Here is a 19806-nt window from a genome sequence, read left to right as displayed (position 1 = left end):
CCCGAGGGGGCGACTCAAGAGCGTTGCGTCCCGTCGGAGGGGCGACCGCCCGCGCCGTGACCGTCGACGCCGTCGGAGCCGACGTCGGTCGGGGCGGAGCCGTCGCCTGCTTCCGAACCGTCGCCGACCGCCTCCGGCCCGTCGCCGCCGCGCAGTCCGTCACCGGGCGACGCCGCCGTCTCGAACCGGCGGATCGCGTCCGGGCGGCCGACGAGGTACACCAGATCCCCGGCAGCGAAGGCGTACGACCGCGGCGGGATCGGCCGGACCGAGCCCGCTTCGGGCCGGACCGCGGCGACGACGGCCCCGACGCCGCCGACGGTGCTCCCGTCGAGGTCGCTCCCGGCCCCGACGGTGACGGTGGCCATCGTCTCGTCGGCGTTGCGCAGCAGCGAGGCGAACTCGCGGTCCGCCTGCGGCTCGGCGGGGAGCGTCACGAGCCGGTAGCCGGTCTCGTCGGTCAGGCGCTCGGCGTCTGACTCGTCGAGCGCGACGGTGACGGCGTCGGCCGCGACGCCGCGCAGCTCCCCGGCGGCGACGCGCTCCGGCTCCGGGTCGTCGCGCCACACCTGGACCGTGTCGCCGACGGTCGCGTTGTTCGGCGGGTCCGCCACGAGCGCGACCGCCGCCGACCCCGGCGCGAGCGTCGGCCCCAGCCCGGCGGCGCGGGAGCCGACCGCGAAGTACTCGATCTCCCCGTCCGCGCCGAGGTCGACGTCGACGTAGCCGACGCCGTACTCCTCTTTGAGCCGCGAGACGAGCCGCTCGCGGAGGTCCGCCTCCGAGAGCTTCCGCGGGAACAGGAGGGTCGTCTCCGCGAGTTCGGCCTTCTTCTCCGGGGAGACCGGGTCGTACGTGTCCATGTCCCCGATCTCGTCGACCGGCGGGAGCGTCACCGCCGTGAACCGGCCGACGGCGCGCACGATCCCGCTCAGTTCGCCCTCCAGCTGCTTGGCCCCGGAGAGCGCGAACACGTCGACCGCGACCCGGTCGCCCGCGTACCGGCCGACGGGTGCCATCACCCCCGCGACGCCGAGCGAGACGAGGTTGAAGAACACGCTCTCGGGGGCCAACAGCGCCGGGTTGTCGCCGATCGCGACCGATCCGAGCGAGGTCGTGTTGAGGTATAAGGCGACGACCGAGACGCCGATCAGCCCGGTGACTCCCTCGGGGATCTCCGTGCGGAAGTACCAGCGATAGGCCAGCGCCGCGCTCCCCGCGACGGCGGCGGAGACGACCGCGAACGTGACGAGCGTGACCGCGGCCTGCCGCGGGCGGGCGAACCCCACGTCGACGGCGGCCGCGATCCAGAGGTCGGCGACCGCGAGGGAGACGAGCGGGGGCGTCACGCGGCCACCTCCGCGAACCGGTCGAGCGCGTCGCGGCTCCCGACGACGAACAGGTCGTCGCCCGCCGACAGTGTCTGCGACCCGCTCGGCGCGATCGTCCACGACTCGTGGCGGGCCGCGAGGACCGCCACGTCGTACGCCTCGCGGACCTCCGCCTCGCCGATGGTGTGTCCGTCGAGCGGCCCGCCGGCGGCGACGGACACCTTGCGGAACCGCTTCCCGGTCCGTCGCAGCAGGGCCGTCAGTTCGTACTCGCGCCGGGTGCCGCGCGACAGCACCAGCACGCGCCCTCGGTCCGCCCGGAGCAGCGCCGCCGCCTCCGAGCGGTCGAGCGCGACCGTCACCCGCCCTTCCCCGCCGGTCGTCGTCGGCGCGGTCGCCGCCGGCGGAGCGACGGCCTCGTCGTCGCCGCCGTCGGTCACGAGGTCCCCGTCCGCGTCCGGATCGTCGCCCCCGCCGGGTGCTGGCTTCGGTGCCGCGCCGGCCCCCGGCTCCGGCTTCCCGCTGGACCGGGCGGCGATGACGGCCCCCTCCGCGTCGAGGTCCGGAGTGATCACCCGAACGACGTCTCCGCGGGCGATCCCCGTCGGAACGAGCGCCGACACCGACACCGCGCGCTTCCCGGCCGGCACGCGCTTCGAGAGCGCTCCGGTCGGGGGCGCGGCGGAGACCGTCGCCCGCGCCCGCTCGTCGATCCGGACCGCCACGTCGGCGAGGTCGAACTCCGTCCGGAGCCGTTCGGTGAACCGGTCTTCCAGCTCCGCGAGCGGGAGGTCCGCCGGGAACGTCCAGTCGCCGTCGAGGATCGCCCGCCGGGTCTCGGCCGGCAGCGGCGGGTACCCCTCCATGTCGTTCACCTCGCCGGTCACCTCGACGGAGACCCGCCCGCGGCCGCCGACGAGCTCGATCACGTCGGTCGAGAGCGTCCGGTCGCGGAGCTGTTTGAGCGAGATCCGCTTGGGGACGCTGGCCCCGAGCCGGTCGCCCTGCGCGTGGGCGTACAGCGAGATCATCAACACGACGACGATCGCCGTGAGGATCGCCGGCGCGCGCTCCGAGGAACGGATCGTCTCGTCGTTGAGCGCGAGCAGCCCCCCGTTGACCCCGGCGATCGCGAGCGACAACACGACCACCCCGAGCCCGGGGATGGTCACGTCGGTCACGTACTTGAACACGAATCCGAGGGTCCCGGCCACCAGCGCGGGGACGATCCCGGTGATGACACCGAGGTAGATTCCGAAGACGATCTCGACGGGCAGCGACATACGCGGTTCAACCGACGGGGCGGTTAAACGTGTGTCGGCGCGGCGGGCGGAATCCGGGTGGTCGAGACCTCAGGCCCCGCGGTCGGCGTCGAGACCGCCGTCACGCGCTCGGCCTCGCGGGGTTTAAGTACGGTCTCGGCGACGCGCAGGTATGGAGCTGACCCGCGACTGGGTGACCGTGCGGGCGTCGATCGCCCTGACGTTCGCGGTCGCGATACTGTCGATCCTCGCCGGGCTCGCGCAGATCGGCGGACTGGGCGTCGACGGCCCGCTCGGCCCGTACGTGCCCGCGGTCATCCGCCAGACCGTCGGGTTCACGGGGACGATAACCGGTTTCTCGATGCTCGGCAGCGGCTTCGCGCTGAAAAACGGGTACCGCGTCGGCTGGTACTTGACCGCCGTGCTGCTCCCGCTCACCGCGATCCAAGGGCTGATGCAGGCGTCGGTGCTGTCGTTCCCGCTCGTGGCGCTGTCCGTCGTGTCGGTGCCCGCGCTCTTCTACAACCGGCGGCGGTTCGACAGGAACTTCTCCCCGTCGCCGACGCAGCTCGCCGCGGGTGCGGCGCTCGTGACGGCGGTCTCCTACGGGACGGTCGGCACGTACGCGCTCCGCGACCAGTTCAACGGCGTTGAGACAATCGTCGACGCGTTCTACTTCACCGTCGTCACCGCCTCCACGGTCGGCTACGGCGACGTGACGCCCCAGACCGGTGCGTCCGCCGACATCGCCCAGTTGTTCGTGCTCTCCTCGCTCGTGATGAACGTCGCCGCGTTCGCGGTGGCGCTCGGGGTCCTGCTCACGCCCGCCATCGAGGCGCAGCTCTCCAAGGCGCTCGGAAAAATGACTGACAGACAGATCGACCTCCTCGACGACCACGTCCTCGTGCTCGGCTACGGGGACCTGACGGAACCGATACTCGAAGAACTCGCCGCCCGCGAGGGCGTCGACTACGCCGTCGTGACGCCCGACGAGACCGTCGCCAGACGGCTCGCGGACCGCGACGTTCCGGTGTACACCGCGGACCCCAGCGACGTGGAGCCGCTCGAACGGGTCAACCTCGACGGCGCGCGCGCCGTCGTCGCCGCCACCGAGGACGACGCGCGCGACGCGCTCTCCATCCTCACCGCCCGGCAGCTCAACCCGGACGTGCGGATCGTCGCGGCGGTGACACAGCGGGAGAACGTCGACAAGCTCCGCCGCGCGGGCGCAGACCAGGTCATCTCCCCGTCGACGCTCGGCGGACACATCCTCGTCGACTGCGCCTTCGGCGCGGACAGCCGGGAGGCGACGGAGGGAATCATAGACGACGTCGACCTCGACCTCGACGACTGAGTCGAGGCGGAGTGGGTCGCAGCCGCTGGGCCGACTTCAGCGGCTCCGGCGTCCCTTCGTCTGTCGGTAGTCCCGGCTCAACACGTTCTCGCGCATGTGCTCGCGGAACGCGTCGGCCTCGCCGTCGCTCATTTCCGCCGGCTCCCTCATCGGCACCAGCTCAAAGCCGCGGCCGCGGATCGTCGTCGCGTGTTCGGCGTCGACGTCGAAGGAGTCCGGCCGCCGCGTCGTGTACTCGACGGCCAGTTCGCGGAGCGGCCGCTCCCCGACCGGCACGATGATCTGCGGGTTTATCATCCTGACCTCCGCGTTGAGGAACGGTTCACAGGTGTCGACCTCGCGGTCCGTCGGGTCGCGGTCGGGGTGTCGACACCGCGTCAGGTTCGTGAAGAAGACGTTCTGCACGTCCGGCTCCGCGGCGTCCGGCTCCGAGCGGACGAAGCCGAGGTCGCCGAATATCGACTGGACCCGCTCGCCGCCGCCGTCGCCGGTGAAGGGGACGCCGTTGCGCTCGGCGGCCGCGGTCGGACCGGTCCCGACGACGAGGAACTCGGCTCCCACGTCGCCGTAGCCGTGAACGACGCGGTCGCGGACGCCGCACAGCTCGTCGCAGTTCTCGCAGTCGGCGTCCATTCCGAACGGGTTCTCGAACTCCGTCTGGTTCGCGTCCACGGTCGACGTGGGCGCTCCGCGTTCCTAAACGCTCCGACCGAAGCGCTCACGAGTCGCTCGGCGAGGACGGCGGAGACCGGTCAAAAGGGACGTGCCCGGGAGCGGGGACGCGACCGCGTCAGTTCGGTACGTAGCAATCGCCGTCGCAGTCGACGAGCCCCTCGTTGCGGAGGGTCTTCAGGATGCTGTACAGGGAGAGCTTCTTCATCTCGAGCGATTCGCCCATCTCCGAGACCGTTGCGTCGCCGTTCGTGGTCAGGTAGAGGTACACGAGTTTGGCGCGCGGGGACTGAAGCTCCGGGGGCAGCGCGGGGGCCGCCGCGGACGCGGTTTCCGTCTCGATCATCTTGTCCGATCGATTGGGTTCGACGATAATAAACCCCCTATTCAACGTTCGTCGAAATCGTCGGGAGCGGTTCGTGAGCGTCTGAGGAAGACGTTTTCGCCGTACCCGCCAGGCGTTCGTCGGCCGACGAACGGAGATTCGACGCGTATCGTCGGGGAGTTTCGACCGTCGACGGATACAAAACCGTGAACGATCCGGATCGATCCGGAAGGGCGGTGGGGTCCGAGGCGTCTCGTCGCGGACCGGTTCTTCCGCGGTCAGTACGAGCGGCTCTTCGGCTCGTACGTCTTGTTCTCGCCTTCGAGGACGACCGGTTTGTACCACAGCTCCGGCTCGCCGTCGTTCCACGAGATGAGCGTGTGTTTCAGCCAGTCCTCGTCCTTCCGCTCCTGGTGCTCCTTGCGCCAGTGCGCGCCCCGGAACTCCTCCCGGGCGAGCGCGCCCATCGTCAGCGCCTCCGCGATGTCGAGGATGTTCCGCGTCTCGATGGTGTGGATGAGGTCGGTGTTGAACGTCCGCGACGGGTCCGACACCGCGACGTCCTTGTACGCCTCGCGCGCCTCGCGGAGGTCGGCCAGCGTCTCCTCCAGCCGGCCCTCCTCGCGGAACACGTTGACGTTGGCCGTCATCGTCTCCTGGACCTTCGAGCGGATCTCGGCGTGGTTGCGCCCGTCGCGGGAGAGCAGTTCCTCGACGCGCTCCTGCGCGCGGTCGACCGCCGCGCCGACGACGCTCTCGGCGTCGGTCGCCACCGCGCCGCCGTCCGCCGCGGCGGGACCCGACCCGCCCGCCTCGCCGACCTCGACGCCGAACTCGTAGTCGGCGGGCTGCCAGTCGCCGGACCGACCGGTCTCGATCTCGGCCTCGCCCATCTCCTCGCCCGCCGCGTGGCGGCCGGCGCGCTTCCCGAAGACGATGAGCTCCGGCAGCGCGTTGCCGCCGAGGCGGTTCGCGCCGTGGACCGACGCGCAGGCGCACTCGCCGGCCGCGTACAGCCCGTCGATGGCGGTCTCGCCGTGCTCGTTCGTCTCGATGCCGCCCATCGCGTAGTGCTGGCCGGGCTTGACCGGCATCGGCTCCGTGAGCCCGTCGGCACCCTCGAAGTCCTCCGCGAGGTGGAGGATGTTCTCAAGCCGGTCGAGGATGCGCTCCTCGCCGAGGTGGCGCATGTCGAGGTGGACGTACTCGTCCTCGATGCCGCGGCCCTCGTTGACCTCGGTCAGCTCGGCGCGGGAGACGACGTCGCGGGAGGCGAGCTCGCCGTCGTTGTTCGCGTAGCCGTGCTCGAACATGAACCGCTCGCCGTCCTCGTTGTAGAGGATACCTCCCTCGCCGCGGACGCCCTCGGAGATGAGGACGCCGGTCGACGGCAGCGTCGTCGGGTGGAACTGGATGAACTCCATGTCCTCCATCGGGACGCCGGCGCGGTACGCCATCGCGACGCCGTCGCCGGTGTTCGCCACCGCGTTCGTGGTGTGGTCGAACACCTGCCCCATCCCGCCCGTCGCGAGGATGACGCCGTTCTCGGCGCGGAAGCCGCTAACCTCACCGCTCTGGATGTCGTAGGCGACGACGCCGTGACAGGTCCGCTCGGCGGGGTCGTCCTCGTCGGTGACGGCCAGATCCATCACGTGCCACTCGTCGTACACCGTGATCCCGCGTTTGACCACCTGCTCGTACATCGTGTGGAGCATCTGGTGGCCCGTCTCCGCGCCGGCGTACGTCGTCCGCGGGAACGAGAGCCCGCCGAACGGGCGCTGCGAGACGCGGCCGTCGTCCTCGCGGGAGAACGGCATCCCCCAGTGTTCGAGCCGGATGACCTCCTCGGGGCTCTCCTGACAGAGGGCCTCGACCGCCGGGGCGTCCCCGAGGTAGTCGGACCCCTTCATCGTATCGTACGCGTGGTCCTGCCAGGAGTCGGCGTCGCGTAACGCCGCGTTGATTCCGCCCTCCGCCGCACCCGTGTGCGACCGGACGGGATGGAGCTTCGACACCATCGCCACGTCCGCGCCCGCTTCCTGTGCCGCGATCGCCGCCCGGAGTCCCGCCCCGCCGGCCCCGACGACGACGACGTCGTGTTCGTGCATTGTTGGTATGTAATTTCGTAGGGTCTGGAGTCCCTTGATACTGTCTGTCGGGATTACCAGAACTTCAGGTTGTTCTTGACCGCCTCGCGCTTCAGCTCCTGGATGTGCTCGGTGAGGGGGATGTCCTTCGGGCACACCTCGGTACAGGAGAACTGGGTCTGACACCGCCAGACGCCGTGTTCCTGCTCGATTATCTCCAGCCGCTTCTGTTTGATCTCCTCGCCCTCGCGCTCGTCCATGGCGAACCGGTACGCCTTGTTGATCGCGGCCGGCCCGAGGTACTCGTTGTCGCCCGCGGCGATGTTACACGAGGACATGCACGCGCCACACCAGATACAGCGCGTGGACATCTTGATCTTCTCGCGGTTCTCGCGGTCCTGTCGCTGCTCTTCGAGCTCCCCGTCCGGGAACTCGTTGGTCTGGAAGTACGGCTCGACGGCCTCCATCTGGTCGTAGAAGTGCTCCATGTCGACGACGAGGTCCTTCGTCACCTCGGCGTGCGGGAGCGGCTCGACGCGGACCGGCTCTTCCATCTCCGAGATTTGGGTCTTACACGCCAGCTTCTGCCCGCCGTTGACGAACATCGCGTCGGAGCCGCACACCGCCTGCCGGCAGGAGTGGCGGAACGTGAGCGAGGAGTCGTACGTGTCGCGCGCGTACATCAGCGCGTCGAGGACGGTCATCCCCTTCGTGAACGGGACGTGGAAGGTGTCGAACCGCGGCTCCTGTTTCCCCTCGACCTGCGGGTCGTAGCGGAACACCTTCAGCTCCACCGTGCTCTCGTCGGCGGCCGCCTTCTCGGCCTCCTCCTCCTGTCGCTGCTCGCGGCGCTCGGCCGCGCGGCGGCGCTTCTCGGCGCGGCGCTCCTCGCCCTTGGAGGCAGGCTCGGCCGCCTCGCTCTCGGTCTCGGTCGATTCTTCGGTCTGCTTCGGAATTTGCGTGCTCATTGTCGGTTCAGTAGAGTCCGATGCCCGCCCACGCGTTCGCGGTGCGGATTCCCTGCGCGATCAACACGACGCTCGCGGCGACGAGCGTCCACTTGATCACGGTGCGTTTCGTGCCGGTGAGGCCCTGATTGACCAGGGCGTTGTAGACGCCGTTGACCCCGTGGAACGTCGCGGTCACGAGGAACGTGACCATCAGCGAGTAGTAGCTCAGGCTCTCCATCCGGCCCTGGCTCGCGAGGAACGACACCTCGTCGGCGTGGTGGACGAAGTGGAGCAGGAAGAAGTGGAACGCCAACACGACCAGCAGGAACACCGCCGTAACCCGCTGGAGGAACCACATCCGGCCGCCCTTCTGGAAGGAGGAGTAGCGTTCGGCCATCTCAGAACGCCCCCGCGATGAACGTCGGCACGGACGCGACGGTGATCGCGCCGGTCAAGATTAGCGACGCGTAGAAGCTCTTGTCCTGTGCGCCCAGCCCGATCCCGAGGTCGGTGAGCAGGAGTCGGGTCCCGTTGAGCATGTGGAAGACGGCGACGGCCAGCAGGCCGACTTCGAGGATGCGCACGAGCAGCAGCCCCTCCAGCGAGACGATGGTCTGCGTGTACACGTCCTCGCCCGCCATGATCGCCGCTTCGCTCGCGCCGGCGGCCGGGATTCCCGTACTCAGCACGGCGATGTGCGTGAACAGGTACCCGATGAGCACCCATCCCGTGAACTTGTGGAAGATCCACGCCCACATCCCCGCCTCGAACTCCCGCCAGCGGCCGAAGTCCTCGATGAGGCCTCGATTGTACGACTGACTCATACCTAACGGTTCTGAACCGGTGTCGTATAGTAGTTACTAACACGGAGTCGGTCTCCCCAACGCCCCGGTAGTCGCCGGCCTCCCTTCCGGTCCGTCACCCCCGCCGTGACACGGCGTTCCACGGCCGGCGAGTCGCGGAAAGCTTTTATGTGCCGGTGCCGGTTCTACGGTCGCAATGGCGAAAGGCGAAGTCGATTTCTTCAACGACACTGGCGGCTACGGTTTCATTTCGACTGACGACGCGGACGAGGACGTGTTCTTCCACATGGAGGACGTCGGCGGCCCGGACCTCGAAGAGGGTCAGGAAGTCGAGTTCGACATCGAGGAGGCGGACAAGGGTCCGCGCGCGACCAACCTCACCCGTCTGTAAGTCGGCGACGACACCGAGGCGAATCGGCTTTTCGACCGTTTTCGACCCGCGAGCGACGGCTCCGCGGCGCGCGTCGCGGTCGGTATGTGGGGACTGCCCCGCCCGAGTCGGTTTCGGCGGGAGCGGTCCCGACCGATAGGGATTTACCGCTCGTTGACTGACCGGTCAGTCAATGAGCGACGCGCCGAGCGCGGCGGAGGAGATCATGGACGGGGTGTACAGCGCCCTCCGCGCTCACGGCTACGCGGACCTGACGATGCGGGACATCGCCGACGAGTGCTCGAAGAGCAAGTCGCTGCTCCACTATCACTACGACACGAAGGAGGACCTGCTCGTCGCCTTCCTCGAGTACATCGTCTCCGACTCCGAGAAGCGGATCGCGGCCCGCGCCGACGACCCGCCCGTCGAGCGGCTGGTCCAGTTCATCGGGTGGTTCGTCTTCGCGCCGGACGAGACGGACCGCGAGGCGTTCCACATCGCGCTGCTCGAACTGCGGACGCAGGGACCGTTCAACGAGCGGATCCGCGAGGAGCTGGCGCGCAGCGACCGGCTGCTCCGGGGGACCGTCGCCGACATCCTCGCTGACGGCATCGAGGCGGGCGTCTTCCGCGAGGTCGACATCGAGGAGACGGCGGCGATGATCGTGGCGACCCTCGACGGCGCGCGAACTCGGCAGATAACCCTCGCCGACTCCGTGCGCGAGGAGGAGGACGACGGCTACACCCGCACCGTCGCGGAGGCGACGCTCCGGCGGATCGTCGAGCCACTGCTCACCGAGGGGGCGGAGCTACCGGCGCTCGACACGGCGATCGAGGCGCTTCGGCGGGACCCGGACGGGGGCGCAGACGCAGACGCGGACCGGGGCGCGGACGCAGACCCGGACGGGGGCGCGGACGACGCCGAATGACCCGGCTCGGGTTCGAGCGGCCGCCGCCGGTGCTGCTCGCGGTGATCGCGAGCACGTTCTTCGTCGGCTTCGGCGGCGGCGTCGTCTTCCCGATCCTGCCGAACCTCGGCGCGGTGCTCGGGATCTCCGCGTTCACCGTCGGCGTGATCCTCTCCGCGAACCGCTGGGTGCGGCTCGTCGCGAACGCGCCCGCAGGGGCCTTGGTCGACCGGTACGGGACGCGGACGCCGTTCGTGGTCGGGCTGTTCGTTGAGGGCGTCGCCACGCTCGGCTACGTCGTCGCGCTCGCGATGCCGCCCGCCGAGTCGCTCCGCCCGCTCGCGGCCTCGCTGCCGGCGCTCGCGGCCGGCCCGCTCGTCGTCGGTCCGGATGGGTGGTTCGGCGCGATCGCGCTCGTCGTCGCCCCCGAGACGTGGTTCCTGCTCGCGCGCGTCCTCTGGGGGGTCGGCTCCGCCGCGGTGTTCGCGACCGCGTACACCATCGCGGCCGACCTCTCGGACGGCGGGTCGCGCGGGACGAACATGGGGATCGTCAGGGGCGGGATCACGATGGGGTTCCCAGCCGGCCTCGTGCTCGGCGGGGTCGTCTCCGCGGTCGCGGGCAACGTCGCGGCGTTCGTCGTCGCCGCCGCGTTCGCGCTCACCGCGAGCGTCGTCGCCTACCGCTACGTCCCCGAGACCCACGTCACGGGCGACCGTTCCGGGGACTCGATCAAGCCGTGGGAGGTCGACACCGCGGTCCCCGCGGTGACGGTCGGCCTGGTCAACTTCGGGCTGATGTTCGCATACATCGGTGCGCTGTTCTCCACGCTCGTCTTGTTCCTCGGCGAGAACGACATCTCGCTGTTCGGGCTCGCGCCGCAGGGGACCTCCGGGCTGTTCATGGCCGGCACGGTCCTCTCGGCGGCCGTCTTCATGCTCGTTGGAGGGCGCGTCTCGGACACCCGGAACTCCCGGACGCCGATCCTGCTGACGTTCCTCGCGGTCTCGTTCGTCGGGTTCCTGCTGCTCGCCCGGGCGGGGTCGGTCCTCTCTCTGGGCCTCGCCTGCGTCTTCATCGGTGCCGGGCAGGGCGGGACGAGCGGCCCGATGATGGCCCTGCTCGCGGACCTGACGCCGGACGAGCGCATGGGCCGCGCCTCCGGCACGAACAACGTCCTCGGCGACGTGGGCGGGGGGCTCGGCCCGATGGTGTCGCTCCCGCTGATCGAGGCGGTGGGCTTCGCTCCGATCTATGCCGCCTGCGCGATACTCCCGCTCGCCGCGGGGGCCGTCCTCCTCGTCGGGGTTCGCCGGGAGACCGGGACATTCCTGCCCGGACACGCGACCGCCGAAACGGACCGGAGCGAGGTGTCGAACGCCGCTGACTCCTGACTGAGAGTTCTTTCGGACACGGGTGATTCTCTCCCGAGCTAGAACGGTGGCGCGTGCCTGCGAGCGGTCGCCCCCGGCGACCGCGAGACAGCACGCGCGAGGGAGTCGGCCGCGACGAGGGCGACCGAAGAGAGCCCGACGGACGCGGCCGACGAGGCTGGGGAGGCATGAGGTGCTGTGCGGGGCGGGACTCAAAGGGGCAGTCGCGCGGCGACCGTAGGCGAAGCCAAGCACCGCAGCGAAGGAACGGAGTGACTGAGCGAGGAGCACAGCGAGCGTACGGTCGCCGCGCGACTGGGGCTTTGGAGGCGTTCGTCGCCGATCCATGGTCGATTACTCATAGAGAAGCGATAGGAAGGTTGGCAGGGTTTCACTCGGAATCACGCGAGAGTTACTGAATACGAACGGAAGCAGCGCAACTCGTCGAACGAGTGATTCGCTGCCGGGGAATCGAAACGTACGGTGTGCGAACCGCTGACTCCCCCTACCCGAAAGAACAACCGTTAAAAGTCGCCGACGGGTTCGTACGGACATGGCTGGAACTATCGAAGCGCTCGTCCCCGGCGGGCAGGCCACCCCCGGCCCGCCGCTCGGTCCCGAGCTCGGACCGACGCCGGTGGACGTTCAGGACGTCGTCGCGCAGATCAACGACGAGACCGCCGCGTTCGACGGCATGGAAGTGCCCGTCACCGTCGAGTACGACGACGACGGCTCCTTCACCATCGAGGTCGGCGTGCCGCCCACGGCGGAGCTCATCAAGGACGAAGCCGGCTTCGAGACCGGCTCCGGCGAACCGCAGGAGGATTTCGTCGCCGACATGTCCATCGAACAGGTGAAGACGGTCGCCGAGCAGAAGTCGAGCGACCTGCTCGCGTACGACACGAAGGCCGCCGCCAAGGAGGTCGGCGGCACCTGCGCCTCCCTCGGCGTCACCATCGAGGGCGAGGACGCCCGGACGTTCGACGACCGCGTCGACGCCGGCGAGTACGACGACGTCCTCGACGAGTAACCCCGCGACCCCGACGAAGTTCTTTTCGGGCGGTCGCTTTCCGACGCGCCCAGACCGAACGGCTTGACGCACGCCGAGCGGCCGCACCGGCGACTCCGATCGCCGCCGCTCCGGCGGTTTTATCCCCGAACCGCGGCGACACGCCGGTATGCCCGATCTCAATCCCGTCGCGAAGCGGATCCACAACGTCCAGCCCCGAGCGGTGCGGCTCGAACTCGACTCCGGCGAGACCGGCGTGTACGAGTTCTCGTCGACCGAGTTCTTCCAGCGGGAGTTCCGCGGCGAGGGCGTCCGGGTCGACGCGGACCGCGAGGCCGACTTCCGGCTGATCAGCTCCGAGGACTACGAGCGGATCCTGCTGGGTCGGTCGGGCCCCGACGAGGAGGGCTGGTCGATGGTGGGCGAGGTAGTGGCGGCCGAGCGCGCCGAGGAGTGACTGCCGCCCTCTGACCGAAGGGTATCCGACGCTCTCTCGTCTGGAAATAGTTCCGCCTTACACCGAGGGCGGCCCCGCCGCTCACCGGACAACGGTGACGGGGACCTCGGCGCGGCGGACCACGCCCTCGGCGACGCTGCCGAGGAGGACCCTGGAGAGCCCGGTCCGGCCGCGACTCGCCAGCACGACGTGGTCGAACGGCTCGCCAGAGCCCTCCTCGTCGCCGACCGCCGCCTCGCCGCCCGCGACGTCGAGGATGGTCTTCGTCGGCCGGCCGACCTCCAGCCTCGTCGCGACCGGGCGGTCGACCGCCTCCCTCGCCTCCGCGAGGACCCGCTCGCCGCGCCCCTTGGCGCTCTCGTACCACTGGTCGGAGGCCCCCGGGAAGCCGCCGTCGGCCCCCGTCGCCGAGTCCGCGGGGTTGATCACGTGGAGGGCCGTGAGGTCGGCGTCGGGCCACTCCTCGGCGGCGAACTGTAGCGCCTCGGTCGCCTCCGTCGAGCCGTCGACCGCAACGAGGATGCGTTTGGACATACGCGGCGGTTCGCCCGCCCGGGGTAAAAATGGCCGCGCCGGCTCCGAGGCCGCGACAATTCACCACAGCGAGTCGTGACGCGGACACGATCAGCGACGAGAACCGTTCAGAAGACACTTACCGGTCAGTCAGCGTGAACTTCGTATGAGTACGCCGTACGCGCAGTCACAGCTGGCGTCGGTCACCGCCCGCGGGGGCGCGTGGCTCGTCGACAGCGTGGCGAGTCTCGCCGTCGCCGCCGTCATTTCGGCGGCCGTCACCGTCGTCTCCGCAACGCTCGCCGACCTCGCGGTCCTCCTTATCGTCCCGGGATGGTACGTCGTCTCGGAGGCCGTCTGGGGCCGGACGCCGGGCAAGCGGGTCGCCGGTATCAGGGTCGTCGACGAGAACGGAGACGACATCGGTGCGCTCGCCGCCGTCGTGCGGAACGTCACCAAGCTCGTCGGCGGGGCCTCGCTCCTCCTGATCCTCGCGGGCGTCGTGTTCATCGCCGACTCGCGCGACAACCAGCGGCTCGGCGACCGGTGGGCGGACACGCTGGTCGTCCGGGTCTGAGTCGGCCGCCCGCGTCCGGGTCGCTCGCTCGGGTCACAGGTTCGTGACGCGAGCCCGACGCGCCGGACAGGGCGTCAGTCGTGTCGCGTCACGCACTCCGAGAGGCCGATCAGCTCCACCGGCTCGGAGTTGTCCGGCGAGTAGACGACCATCTGTCCCTTCTCCATGTACGGGACCTTCCCGGCGAGGTTCGAGGGGATGTTGACGCTCGATATCGCGTCCTCGTCGCCGAGGTTCAACACGATCTTCGTGTTCACCTGCTTGAACACCGACTCGGCCACGTCCTGCGGGTCCTGCGTGATGAGGAACAGTCCGAGCCGCTCCTTGCGGCCCTGCTTCGCCGCCTCCGTGAACTTCTGGACGACCTTCTGTGCCTGGACGTTGTCGGCGTCGGCGAGGAAGTTGTGCGCCTCGTCCATCCCGACTAAGAGCGGCGTCTCCTTGATCCGGTCGCTGTCCGGGTCGTTCGAGAGCTTGTCGTCGATGAGCAGCCCCGCGACCGCGAGGACGACGATCTCCTTCTGCCGGGAGGTCGGCAGGTGGTAGGTGGGGACGACCGAGAGCCCGCCGGGACGCACGAGGGTGTGGTCCAGCTCCGTGATCGGCTTCGCGTCTTGGTCGAAGACGCCGCCCGGGACCCCGCGGACCCGGCGCTTGACGGCGTCGAACGTCGCCTCGTGGACCCGACCGCTCTCGTGGAGTTCCTCTTTGAGCGCCGGGTCGTCGAGGTACGAGAGGAACTGGCTGTAGGTGCCCGAGTCGCCGTAGTCGTCGAAGAAGCGGTTGAGAAGCGTCAACAGCGCCGGGTACTGGTTGTCGTTGAGTCCCGACCCGGCGACGAGCCACGGCATGTCCCGCGCCAGCGAGAAGGGGATGGTGAACTCGACGCGCTCGGCGCGGTGGCCCTCGCCGGGGTACGTCGCGTTGGCGACCCGCGGCACGAGGGCGACGGTGTCGTCGTGGCCGCCGTGGGCGATTCCCTCGCGCTCCAGCCGGCGCGCGAACGCGTCGTCGAGGTCGGGGTTGTCGTCGTGCATCTGCGCGTACTCGTCCTGCGGGTCGAACTGGACCACCGCCATGCGCGACTCTCGGCCGTCGCCCATGGGGTACGTGCGGTCCGCGTCGAGGTACTGCCGGAGGACGTTCTTCGAGGCGTGGGTCTTCCCCGACCCCGTCCCGCCGGCGACGAGCGTGTGGCGGAAGGCGAGCGGGTCGCCGTCGGCGTAGTCGTCCTTCACGCGGTAGTCGACGGTGGGCGGCTCCGCCGCGGTCCGCACCTTCTCGCCGCCGACCGAGAGGTGGCCGAGGAAGACGCCGTCGTCGGGGATCTTCAGCCCGGTCTTGATCTCGGCGTCGTCGGCCGCCTCCTCGGCGACCGCGCCCGGCTTGGGGACCCGGTCGGTCATCCGGCGTTTCATGTCGTCGCCCTCGCCGTACACGACCGACATCGGCTCCAGGTCGGCGACGAACTTGTAGTCGCGCTCGGCGAACTCGTCGCGGCGCATCTGCCGGCGGGCGTGGATCTCGGTCGCGTCGTCCGACTGGAACTCCTGTGCGTACTCCAGCCCCGTGATCCGGCAGAACAGCCGCTCGCCGTCCGGGTACGGGATCAGGAGGTACTTCCCGAGCCGCACCGCCTCGCGGTTGTCCGTCGTGACGAACGCCTTCAGCGACGTCTCCTCCTCGTCCTCGGCCACGCGGAGCCCCTGCGACACCGACACGACGCCGAGGCCCGCGTCGCTGCCCGCGGGCGTCGCGTCGTAGGCGGCGAACTCGTCGTCTCGGCCGTCGCCGGACGGGCCGCCGCCACCCGTCCCGGCGTCGACCGCGCTGTCGAAGTCGACCGCACTCCCGCCGTCGACCGCGGACTCGGAACCGGCCGCGGACTCGCCCCCCGTCTCGGCGGAGTCGACGCCGTCCGGGCCGTCACCGCCCTCGCCGCCGTCGGCGGGCGCGTCGTCGCCCTCGCCCGCGGCGTCGCCCTCGCCGTCACCGCCCCCGGTGTACTCGGTGAAGTCCTCCAGCGTCATGGCGTATCCACCGGCCGCCGGGCCGAAAGCGTTTCCGCTCGGTCGCGCGGTCGGTTCGCGGAGCGACGGGCCGTCGCGGGGCCCTTATGCCGCTCGACTCCCTACTCGTGGCATGATACTCGTTCGCGGCAGCGGCGGCGGGACGGACCTCACCGGCACGGTGTTCGAGCGCGGCGAGGAGCCGCCGGCGTACAAGGGCGCGCCGAACGAGGACGCGCCGTACGTGTGGGTGTGCGACTCCTTCTACGAGGTCGAGAGCGGCGGCTCCCCGCTCGTCGTCGACGGCGAGGAGATCCGCGTCGCCTTCGAGGAGCCGATGCCCCGCGGGTTCGACACCCGCGATCAGGCGGTCGAGGCGGCCCGCGACCACGTGCGCACGCAGTTCGCTCGGATCGGCGTCGACCCCGCCGACGTGGAGGTCGAAGTGAGCGCGGCGGACCCGGCCTGAGGAGCGTTTCGGTAGCGATCCGACCCACTTCGGGAGCGACCGCGCCTCGTGGTTTTACCCGTCCCGACTCGGTACGGGAGGTATGGCCGACCCACCGGAGGACTTCGATCCCGAGTCGCGGGAGGAGCGCGAGGTCGCGGCCGAGGCCGCGGGCGACCGGTCCGACTTCCTCTCGCTGATGGGCCACACGTACCGCGGCGAGCTCGGGCGGACGAGCTCGTGGCGGACCCGCATCGACCGGACGACCAACTGGGCGGTGGTGGTGACGGCGTCGCTGCTGACGTGGACCTTCTCGAACGAGTCGCGGCCGCACTACGTGCTGCTCATCGGACTCGTCATGCTGAGCGTCTTCCTCGGGATCGAGACGCGCCGGTACCGCACCTTCGACGTCTGGCGGTCCCGCGTGCGGCTCTTAGAGGAGAACGTGTTCGCGAACGCGCTCGACCCGGAGGGCGTCGAACAGTCGAACTGGCGGGAGCTGTTGAGCGAGGACCTCCGCGAGCCGACGATCAAGATGCCCACCGTCGAGGCGGTGTCCCGGCGGCTCAGACGGGTGTACGCCCCGCTGTTCTCCGTGCTCATCGCCGCGTGGGTCGTCAGGCTCACCGTGTTCACCTCGCCGGAGAGCGGGGTCGTCGGGACCGCCGCGGTGGGGGCGATCCCCGGGGCGCTCGTCTTGGGGCTCGTCGTCTGCTTCTACCTCGGCGTGCTGGCGCTGACGGTGCGCCGCGCCCCGCGGCAGGCCAAAGGCGAGATGGGGACCGCCGAGGACGCCGACGAGTGGAAGTGAGCCGGCCGCACCGCCGGTACCCGCAACCCCTTTTCGGTCCCGGTCCAACCACGCCGTATGACCGAGCTACCGGACCGCGTCGCGGGCGACGCGCGGACGAGCGACTTCGGGTGGAACCTCCTCACCGACCTGACCGACATCGGGAACCGCATGGCCGGGTCGGCCGGCGAGCGCCGCGGCGCTGAGCGCGTCGTCGAGGCGTTCGAGGCGGCCGGCCTGCGGAACGCCGGCCTCGACGAGTTCGAGATCCCCGGCTGGTGGCGCGGCGAGTCGTCGCTGTCGGTGTCGGGACCGGTCGAGCGTCATCACGAGCACTCCCACGAGGTGATCGCCCTTCCGGGTACGCCGAGCGGGGAGGCGACGGCCCCGCTGGTCGACGTCGGCGACGGCACGGACGAGGAGTTCGCGGCCGCGGGCGACGCGCTGGAGGGCGCGGTCGCGATGGCCTCCTCGCGGACCCCCGACAGTCACGACCGCTGGATCCACCGGATGGAGAAGTACGTCGCGGCGGCCGAGCGCGGCGCGGTCGGGTTCGTCTTCCGGAACCACATCGAGGGGGCGCTCCCGCCGACCGGCGAGATCGGCTACCACAACCGTCCCGGCCCGATCCCCGCGGTGGGCGTCTCGAAGGAGGTCGGCGACCGGCTCTCGCGGCTCGCGAAGGGAGCGGGGACGGAGGGCGACGGGGATTCGGCGGACGACGAGCGACCGACGGTCTCGCTCGACGTCGACTGCCGGAACGAGCCGACGACCTCGGTGAACGCGGTCGCGGAGGTCGGCCCCGACACCGACGAGGCGGTGTACCTCACCGCGCACGTCGACGCCCACGACGTGAGCGACGGGGCCAACGACAACGGCGCGGGGTCGGCGCTCGTCGCGGAGGTCGGCCGGCTGCTCGCGACGGTCGAGGACGACCTCGACACGCGGGTCCGCCTCGTCACGTTCGGCTCGGAGGAGATCGGGCTGTGGGGCGCGTACCACGCCGCCGAGACCACGCCGCGCGAGGAGATCGCCTGCGTCGTCAACCTCGACGGGGCCTGTAGCTCCCGGAACCTCCGCGTGGGGACGAACGGCTTCGACGGGATGCGCTCGGTGTTCGAGTCGGTCACGGACGCGTTCGACGCCCCGCTCGCGACCGGCGAGACGATCTCGCCGCACGGCGACCAGTGGGCGTTCGTTCAGGAGGGGATCCCGGCCGTGATGGTGTCGACGACGAGCGACCAGTCCGGTCGCGGCTGGGGCCACACCCACGCGGACACGCTCGACAAGCTCGACTCGCGGGACCTCGGCGAGGTGGCGACGCTCGTCGCCGCGTCCGTCTACCGGTTCGCGACCGGTGACATCGAGGCGACCCACCGGTCGCGAGAGTCGATCCGCGACGCCATCGACGAGGGGTACGTCGAGGAGCTCAAGACCGGCGGACGGTGGCCCTACGAGGAGTGAGCGGAGGGGCGACGGAGCGAATCGGAGACGGGGTGGAATCGGGGATACGACGGAGCGAATCGGGGTGCGAAAGGAGGGTCGGCGGGCGCGGCGGCTCCGGGGTGGCTCCCCCGTCCGGCGGCCGACTCACTCCCCGTCGGAGCAGTCGGAGACGCCGAGCGGGAGGGCCTCGGGGGAGTCCGACTCCCCGTCGAGGCCGGCGTACGCGTCGTCGATGAGTCGGGCCAACTGCGTCTCGGGGCTCACGCCGCGGGCGGCGGCGAGGGCCGCGAGCCGCTCGTACTGCTCGTCGGGCACGGACACGGTTCCGTCGCTCATACGCGGCGCTGCGTGCCGGAGGTACAAAAGCGTTGTTCGGGACCGGACGACGGTGTTCAGATACGGTTTGAAAATGAGGCGGTGCGCTTCCAAAGTGATCTATGCCCGAAAACGACCGCCTCAGCGGCTGTCTAGACGAGATGATCGTAGGCCGTGTGGTGCGAGAGACAACTCCGACGCTGTTGATGAAGCTCAGTATTCAGCCCTATTTGGCTAGATTATCGATTTCGAATATTATCTTGTTTCTTGAGGCATTCGGTGTTGATCGGCTCGATCGACCGTTCATAACTGGGTTCACAAAGCCGACCTACAGCCGGAATCGGATCGGAGCCCGAATCACGTCGCGGTTGATGAGACCGTGATTCAACTCGATACTGAGCAATATTGGCTGTACGCTGCTGTCGATCCCGAACCAAATGATCTGCTACACACACGGCTTGAACCGATAAAAACGAATGTGATCGCAGATCGGTTTTTCGCGGAACTCCGCGACAAACACGACGTGGATGACGCGATCTTTCTCGTTGATGGCGCGGCTCCACTTCAGCGAGCCTGTCGTAAACACGGCCTCGGTTTCAGATACGAACGACATGGAAATCGGAACAGCGTCGAACGTGTCTTCCGTGAGGTAAAACGCAGAACTGCCAGTTTCTCAAACTGTTTCAGCAACGCCGAAGCAGAAACGGCAGACGAGTGGCTCAGATCCTTTGCCTTCGCATGGAATCAGCGTATCTGAACACTACCCTCTGAGACGGCCGATCGCTTTTTGTCCGCCCCGACGAACGAC

General features: G+C 69.5%; 21 protein-coding genes and 1 pseudogene. 11 read left to right on the top strand and 11 right to left on the bottom strand.

Features of this window, described 5'->3' with window-relative positions; all coding sequences use genetic code 11:
* Positions 1-14: 14 nt before the first annotated feature.
* The gene (locus tag C472_RS02650) at positions 15-1349 is read right to left on the bottom strand and encodes a hypothetical protein (RefSeq protein WP_006628242.1); all 1335 of its coding nucleotides are present in this window, start codon (positions 1347-1349) and stop codon (positions 15-17) included.
* Entirely contained in the window at positions 1346-2614 is a 1269-nt protein-coding gene (locus C472_RS02645; protein WP_006628241.1) for a potassium channel family protein, read from the bottom strand. Before C472_RS02645 ends, C472_RS02650 begins: the two co-directional genes overlap by 4 nt.
* 151 nt (positions 2615-2765) lie before the next feature.
* On the opposite strand from C472_RS02645, the gene C472_RS02640 reads away from it, so the two are divergent.
* Positions 2766-3947 carry an NAD-binding protein gene (locus tag C472_RS02640; RefSeq protein WP_006628240.1) on the top strand — a complete coding sequence of 394 codons (1182 nt, stop codon included), beginning with the start codon at positions 2766-2768 and terminating at the stop codon, positions 3945-3947.
* A 36-nt stretch (positions 3948-3983) separates the two neighbouring features.
* On the opposite strand, the gene C472_RS02635 is transcribed toward C472_RS02640, so the two are convergent.
* From C472_RS02635 to sdhC, 6 genes are all read right to left on the bottom strand, one after another.
* A complete protein-coding gene (locus C472_RS02635) occupies positions 3984-4619 on the bottom strand; it encodes a uracil-DNA glycosylase (RefSeq protein ID WP_006628239.1) in 636 nt (211 codons plus the stop codon).
* A 118-nt stretch (positions 4620-4737) separates the two neighbouring features.
* Entirely contained in the window at positions 4738-4965 is a 228-nt protein-coding gene (locus tag C472_RS02630; RefSeq protein ID WP_006628238.1) for a hypothetical protein, read from the bottom strand.
* Between the two features lie 257 nt (positions 4966-5222).
* Positions 5223-7052, bottom strand: coding sequence for an FAD-binding protein (locus C472_RS02625; protein WP_006628237.1), 1830 nt, complete (start codon positions 7050-7052; stop codon positions 5223-5225).
* A 53-nt stretch (positions 7053-7105) separates the two neighbouring features.
* Positions 7106-7999 carry a succinate dehydrogenase/fumarate reductase iron-sulfur subunit gene (locus C472_RS02620; protein ID WP_006628236.1) on the bottom strand — a complete coding sequence of 298 codons (894 nt, stop codon included), beginning with the start codon at positions 7997-7999 and terminating at the stop codon, positions 7106-7108.
* Between the two features lie 7 nt (positions 8000-8006).
* On the bottom strand, positions 8007-8378 hold the full coding sequence (locus tag C472_RS02615) for a succinate dehydrogenase hydrophobic membrane anchor subunit (protein ID WP_006628235.1): 372 nt from the start codon (positions 8376-8378) through the stop codon (positions 8007-8009).
* A 1-nt stretch (position 8379) separates the two neighbouring features.
* Positions 8380-8805, bottom strand: coding sequence for a succinate dehydrogenase, cytochrome b556 subunit (gene sdhC / locus C472_RS02610; RefSeq protein WP_006628234.1), 426 nt, complete (start codon positions 8803-8805; stop codon positions 8380-8382).
* A 175-nt stretch (positions 8806-8980) separates the two neighbouring features.
* Between sdhC and C472_RS02605 the strand changes: the two genes are divergently transcribed.
* From C472_RS02605 to C472_RS02585, 5 genes are all read left to right on the top strand, one after another.
* A complete protein-coding gene (locus C472_RS02605; RefSeq protein ID WP_006628233.1) occupies positions 8981-9175 on the top strand; it encodes a cold-shock protein in 195 nt (64 codons plus the stop codon).
* A gap of 172 nt (positions 9176-9347) precedes the next feature.
* Positions 9348-10082 (top strand): TetR/AcrR family transcriptional regulator, encoded by a 735-nt coding sequence (locus C472_RS02600; protein ID WP_006628232.1) that lies wholly within the window; start codon positions 9348-9350, stop codon positions 10080-10082.
* The gene (locus C472_RS02595) at positions 10079-11455 is read left to right on the top strand and encodes an MFS transporter (RefSeq protein ID WP_006628231.1); all 1377 of its coding nucleotides are present in this window, start codon (positions 10079-10081) and stop codon (positions 11453-11455) included. Before C472_RS02600 ends, C472_RS02595 begins: the two co-directional genes overlap by 4 nt.
* A 532-nt stretch (positions 11456-11987) precedes the next feature.
* Complete coding sequence (locus C472_RS02590) at positions 11988-12464, top strand: 50S ribosomal protein L11 (protein WP_006628230.1); 477 nt, start codon at positions 11988-11990, stop codon at positions 12462-12464.
* 148 nt (positions 12465-12612) lie between these two features.
* Entirely contained in the window at positions 12613-12900 is a 288-nt protein-coding gene (locus C472_RS02585) for a hypothetical protein (RefSeq protein WP_006628229.1), read from the top strand.
* 81 nt (positions 12901-12981) lie between these two features.
* On the opposite strand, the gene C472_RS02580 is transcribed toward C472_RS02585, so the two are convergent.
* Positions 12982-13434, bottom strand: a complete 453-nt coding sequence (locus C472_RS02580; RefSeq protein ID WP_006628228.1) for a universal stress protein — start codon at positions 13432-13434, stop codon at positions 12982-12984.
* A gap of 145 nt (positions 13435-13579) precedes the next feature.
* Between C472_RS02580 and C472_RS02575 the strand changes: the two genes are divergently transcribed.
* On the top strand, positions 13580-13990 hold the full coding sequence (locus C472_RS02575; protein WP_006628227.1) for an RDD family protein: 411 nt from the start codon (positions 13580-13582) through the stop codon (positions 13988-13990).
* A 74-nt stretch (positions 13991-14064) separates the two neighbouring features.
* Here the strand turns inward: C472_RS02575 and C472_RS02570 are convergent, their stop codons facing one another.
* Positions 14065-16020, bottom strand: a complete 1956-nt coding sequence (locus C472_RS02570; RefSeq protein WP_006628226.1) for an ATP-binding protein — start codon at positions 16018-16020, stop codon at positions 14065-14067.
* Positions 16021-16132: 112 nt separating this feature from the next.
* Between C472_RS02570 and C472_RS02565 the strand changes: the two genes are divergently transcribed.
* The 3 genes from C472_RS02565 to C472_RS02555 all read left to right on the top strand — a co-directional run bounded on the left by C472_RS02565 (position 16133) and on the right by C472_RS02555 (position 18701).
* A complete protein-coding gene (locus C472_RS02565; protein WP_006628225.1) occupies positions 16133-16468 on the top strand; it encodes a DUF7113 family protein in 336 nt (111 codons plus the stop codon).
* 82 nt (positions 16469-16550) lie between these two features.
* Positions 16551-17258, top strand: coding sequence for a DUF2270 domain-containing protein (locus C472_RS02560; RefSeq protein WP_006628224.1), 708 nt, complete (start codon positions 16551-16553; stop codon positions 17256-17258).
* 57 nt (positions 17259-17315) lie between these two features.
* Positions 17316-18701 (top strand): M28 family peptidase, encoded by a 1386-nt coding sequence (locus C472_RS02555; RefSeq protein WP_006628223.1) that lies wholly within the window; start codon positions 17316-17318, stop codon positions 18699-18701.
* A gap of 126 nt (positions 18702-18827) precedes the next feature.
* On the opposite strand, the gene C472_RS02550 is transcribed toward C472_RS02555, so the two are convergent.
* Entirely contained in the window at positions 18828-19019 is a 192-nt protein-coding gene (locus tag C472_RS02550; protein ID WP_006628222.1) for a hypothetical protein, read from the bottom strand.
* Positions 19020-19120: 101 nt separating this feature from the next.
* Here C472_RS02550 and C472_RS16140 point away from each other — a divergent pair.
* Positions 19121-19755, top strand: a pseudogene (locus tag C472_RS16140) (IS6 family transposase).
* Positions 19756-19806 lie beyond the last annotated feature (51 nt).

Source organism: Halorubrum tebenquichense DSM 14210 (assembly GCF_000337415.1).
GTDB lineage: Archaea > Halobacteriota > Halobacteria > Halobacteriales > Haloferacaceae > Halorubrum > Halorubrum tebenquichense.
The sequence above is the reverse complement of the archived record's forward strand: the minus strand, read 5'-3'. Positions and strand labels throughout refer to the sequence as shown.

Excerpts from the sequence above, each read along its gene's own strand:
- C472_RS02560 (WP_006628224.1), top strand. The coding sequence starts at position 16,551 with ATGGCCGACCCACCGGAGGACTTCGATCCCGAGTCGCGGGAGGAGCGC.
- C472_RS02565 (WP_006628225.1), top strand. The coding sequence starts at position 16,133 with ATGATACTCGTTCGCGGCAGCGGCGGCGGGACGGACCTCACCGGCACG.
- C472_RS02640 (WP_006628240.1), top strand. The coding sequence starts at position 2,766 with ATGGAGCTGACCCGCGACTGGGTGACCGTGCGGGCGTCGATCGCCCTG.
- C472_RS02580 (WP_006628228.1), bottom strand. The coding sequence starts at position 13,434 with ATGTCCAAACGCATCCTCGTTGCGGTCGACGGCTCGACGGAGGCGACC.
- sdhC (WP_006628234.1), bottom strand. The coding sequence starts at position 8,805 with ATGAGTCAGTCGTACAATCGAGGCCTCATCGAGGACTTCGGCCGCTGG.
- C472_RS02590 (WP_006628230.1), top strand. The coding sequence starts at position 11,988 with ATGGCTGGAACTATCGAAGCGCTCGTCCCCGGCGGGCAGGCCACCCCC.
- C472_RS02645 (WP_006628241.1), bottom strand. The coding sequence starts at position 2,614 with ATGTCGCTGCCCGTCGAGATCGTCTTCGGAATCTACCTCGGTGTCATC.
- C472_RS02585 (WP_006628229.1), top strand. The coding sequence starts at position 12,613 with ATGCCCGATCTCAATCCCGTCGCGAAGCGGATCCACAACGTCCAGCCC.
- C472_RS02595 (WP_006628231.1), top strand. The coding sequence starts at position 10,079 with ATGACCCGGCTCGGGTTCGAGCGGCCGCCGCCGGTGCTGCTCGCGGTG.
- C472_RS02600 (WP_006628232.1), top strand. The coding sequence starts at position 9,348 with ATGAGCGACGCGCCGAGCGCGGCGGAGGAGATCATGGACGGGGTGTAC.
- C472_RS02555 (WP_006628223.1), top strand. The coding sequence starts at position 17,316 with ATGACCGAGCTACCGGACCGCGTCGCGGGCGACGCGCGGACGAGCGAC.
- C472_RS02630 (WP_006628238.1), bottom strand. The coding sequence starts at position 4,965 with ATGATCGAGACGGAAACCGCGTCCGCGGCGGCCCCCGCGCTGCCCCCG.
- C472_RS02550 (WP_006628222.1), bottom strand. The coding sequence starts at position 19,019 with ATGAGCGACGGAACCGTGTCCGTGCCCGACGAGCAGTACGAGCGGCTC.
- C472_RS02575 (WP_006628227.1), top strand. The coding sequence starts at position 13,580 with ATGAGTACGCCGTACGCGCAGTCACAGCTGGCGTCGGTCACCGCCCGC.
- C472_RS02620 (WP_006628236.1), bottom strand. The coding sequence starts at position 7,999 with ATGAGCACGCAAATTCCGAAGCAGACCGAAGAATCGACCGAGACCGAG.
- C472_RS02625 (WP_006628237.1), bottom strand. The coding sequence starts at position 7,052 with ATGCACGAACACGACGTCGTCGTCGTCGGGGCCGGCGGGGCGGGACTC.
- C472_RS02605 (WP_006628233.1), top strand. The coding sequence starts at position 8,981 with ATGGCGAAAGGCGAAGTCGATTTCTTCAACGACACTGGCGGCTACGGT.
- C472_RS02615 (WP_006628235.1), bottom strand. The coding sequence starts at position 8,378 with ATGGCCGAACGCTACTCCTCCTTCCAGAAGGGCGGCCGGATGTGGTTC.
- C472_RS02570 (WP_006628226.1), bottom strand. The coding sequence starts at position 16,020 with ATGACGCTGGAGGACTTCACCGAGTACACCGGGGGCGGTGACGGCGAG.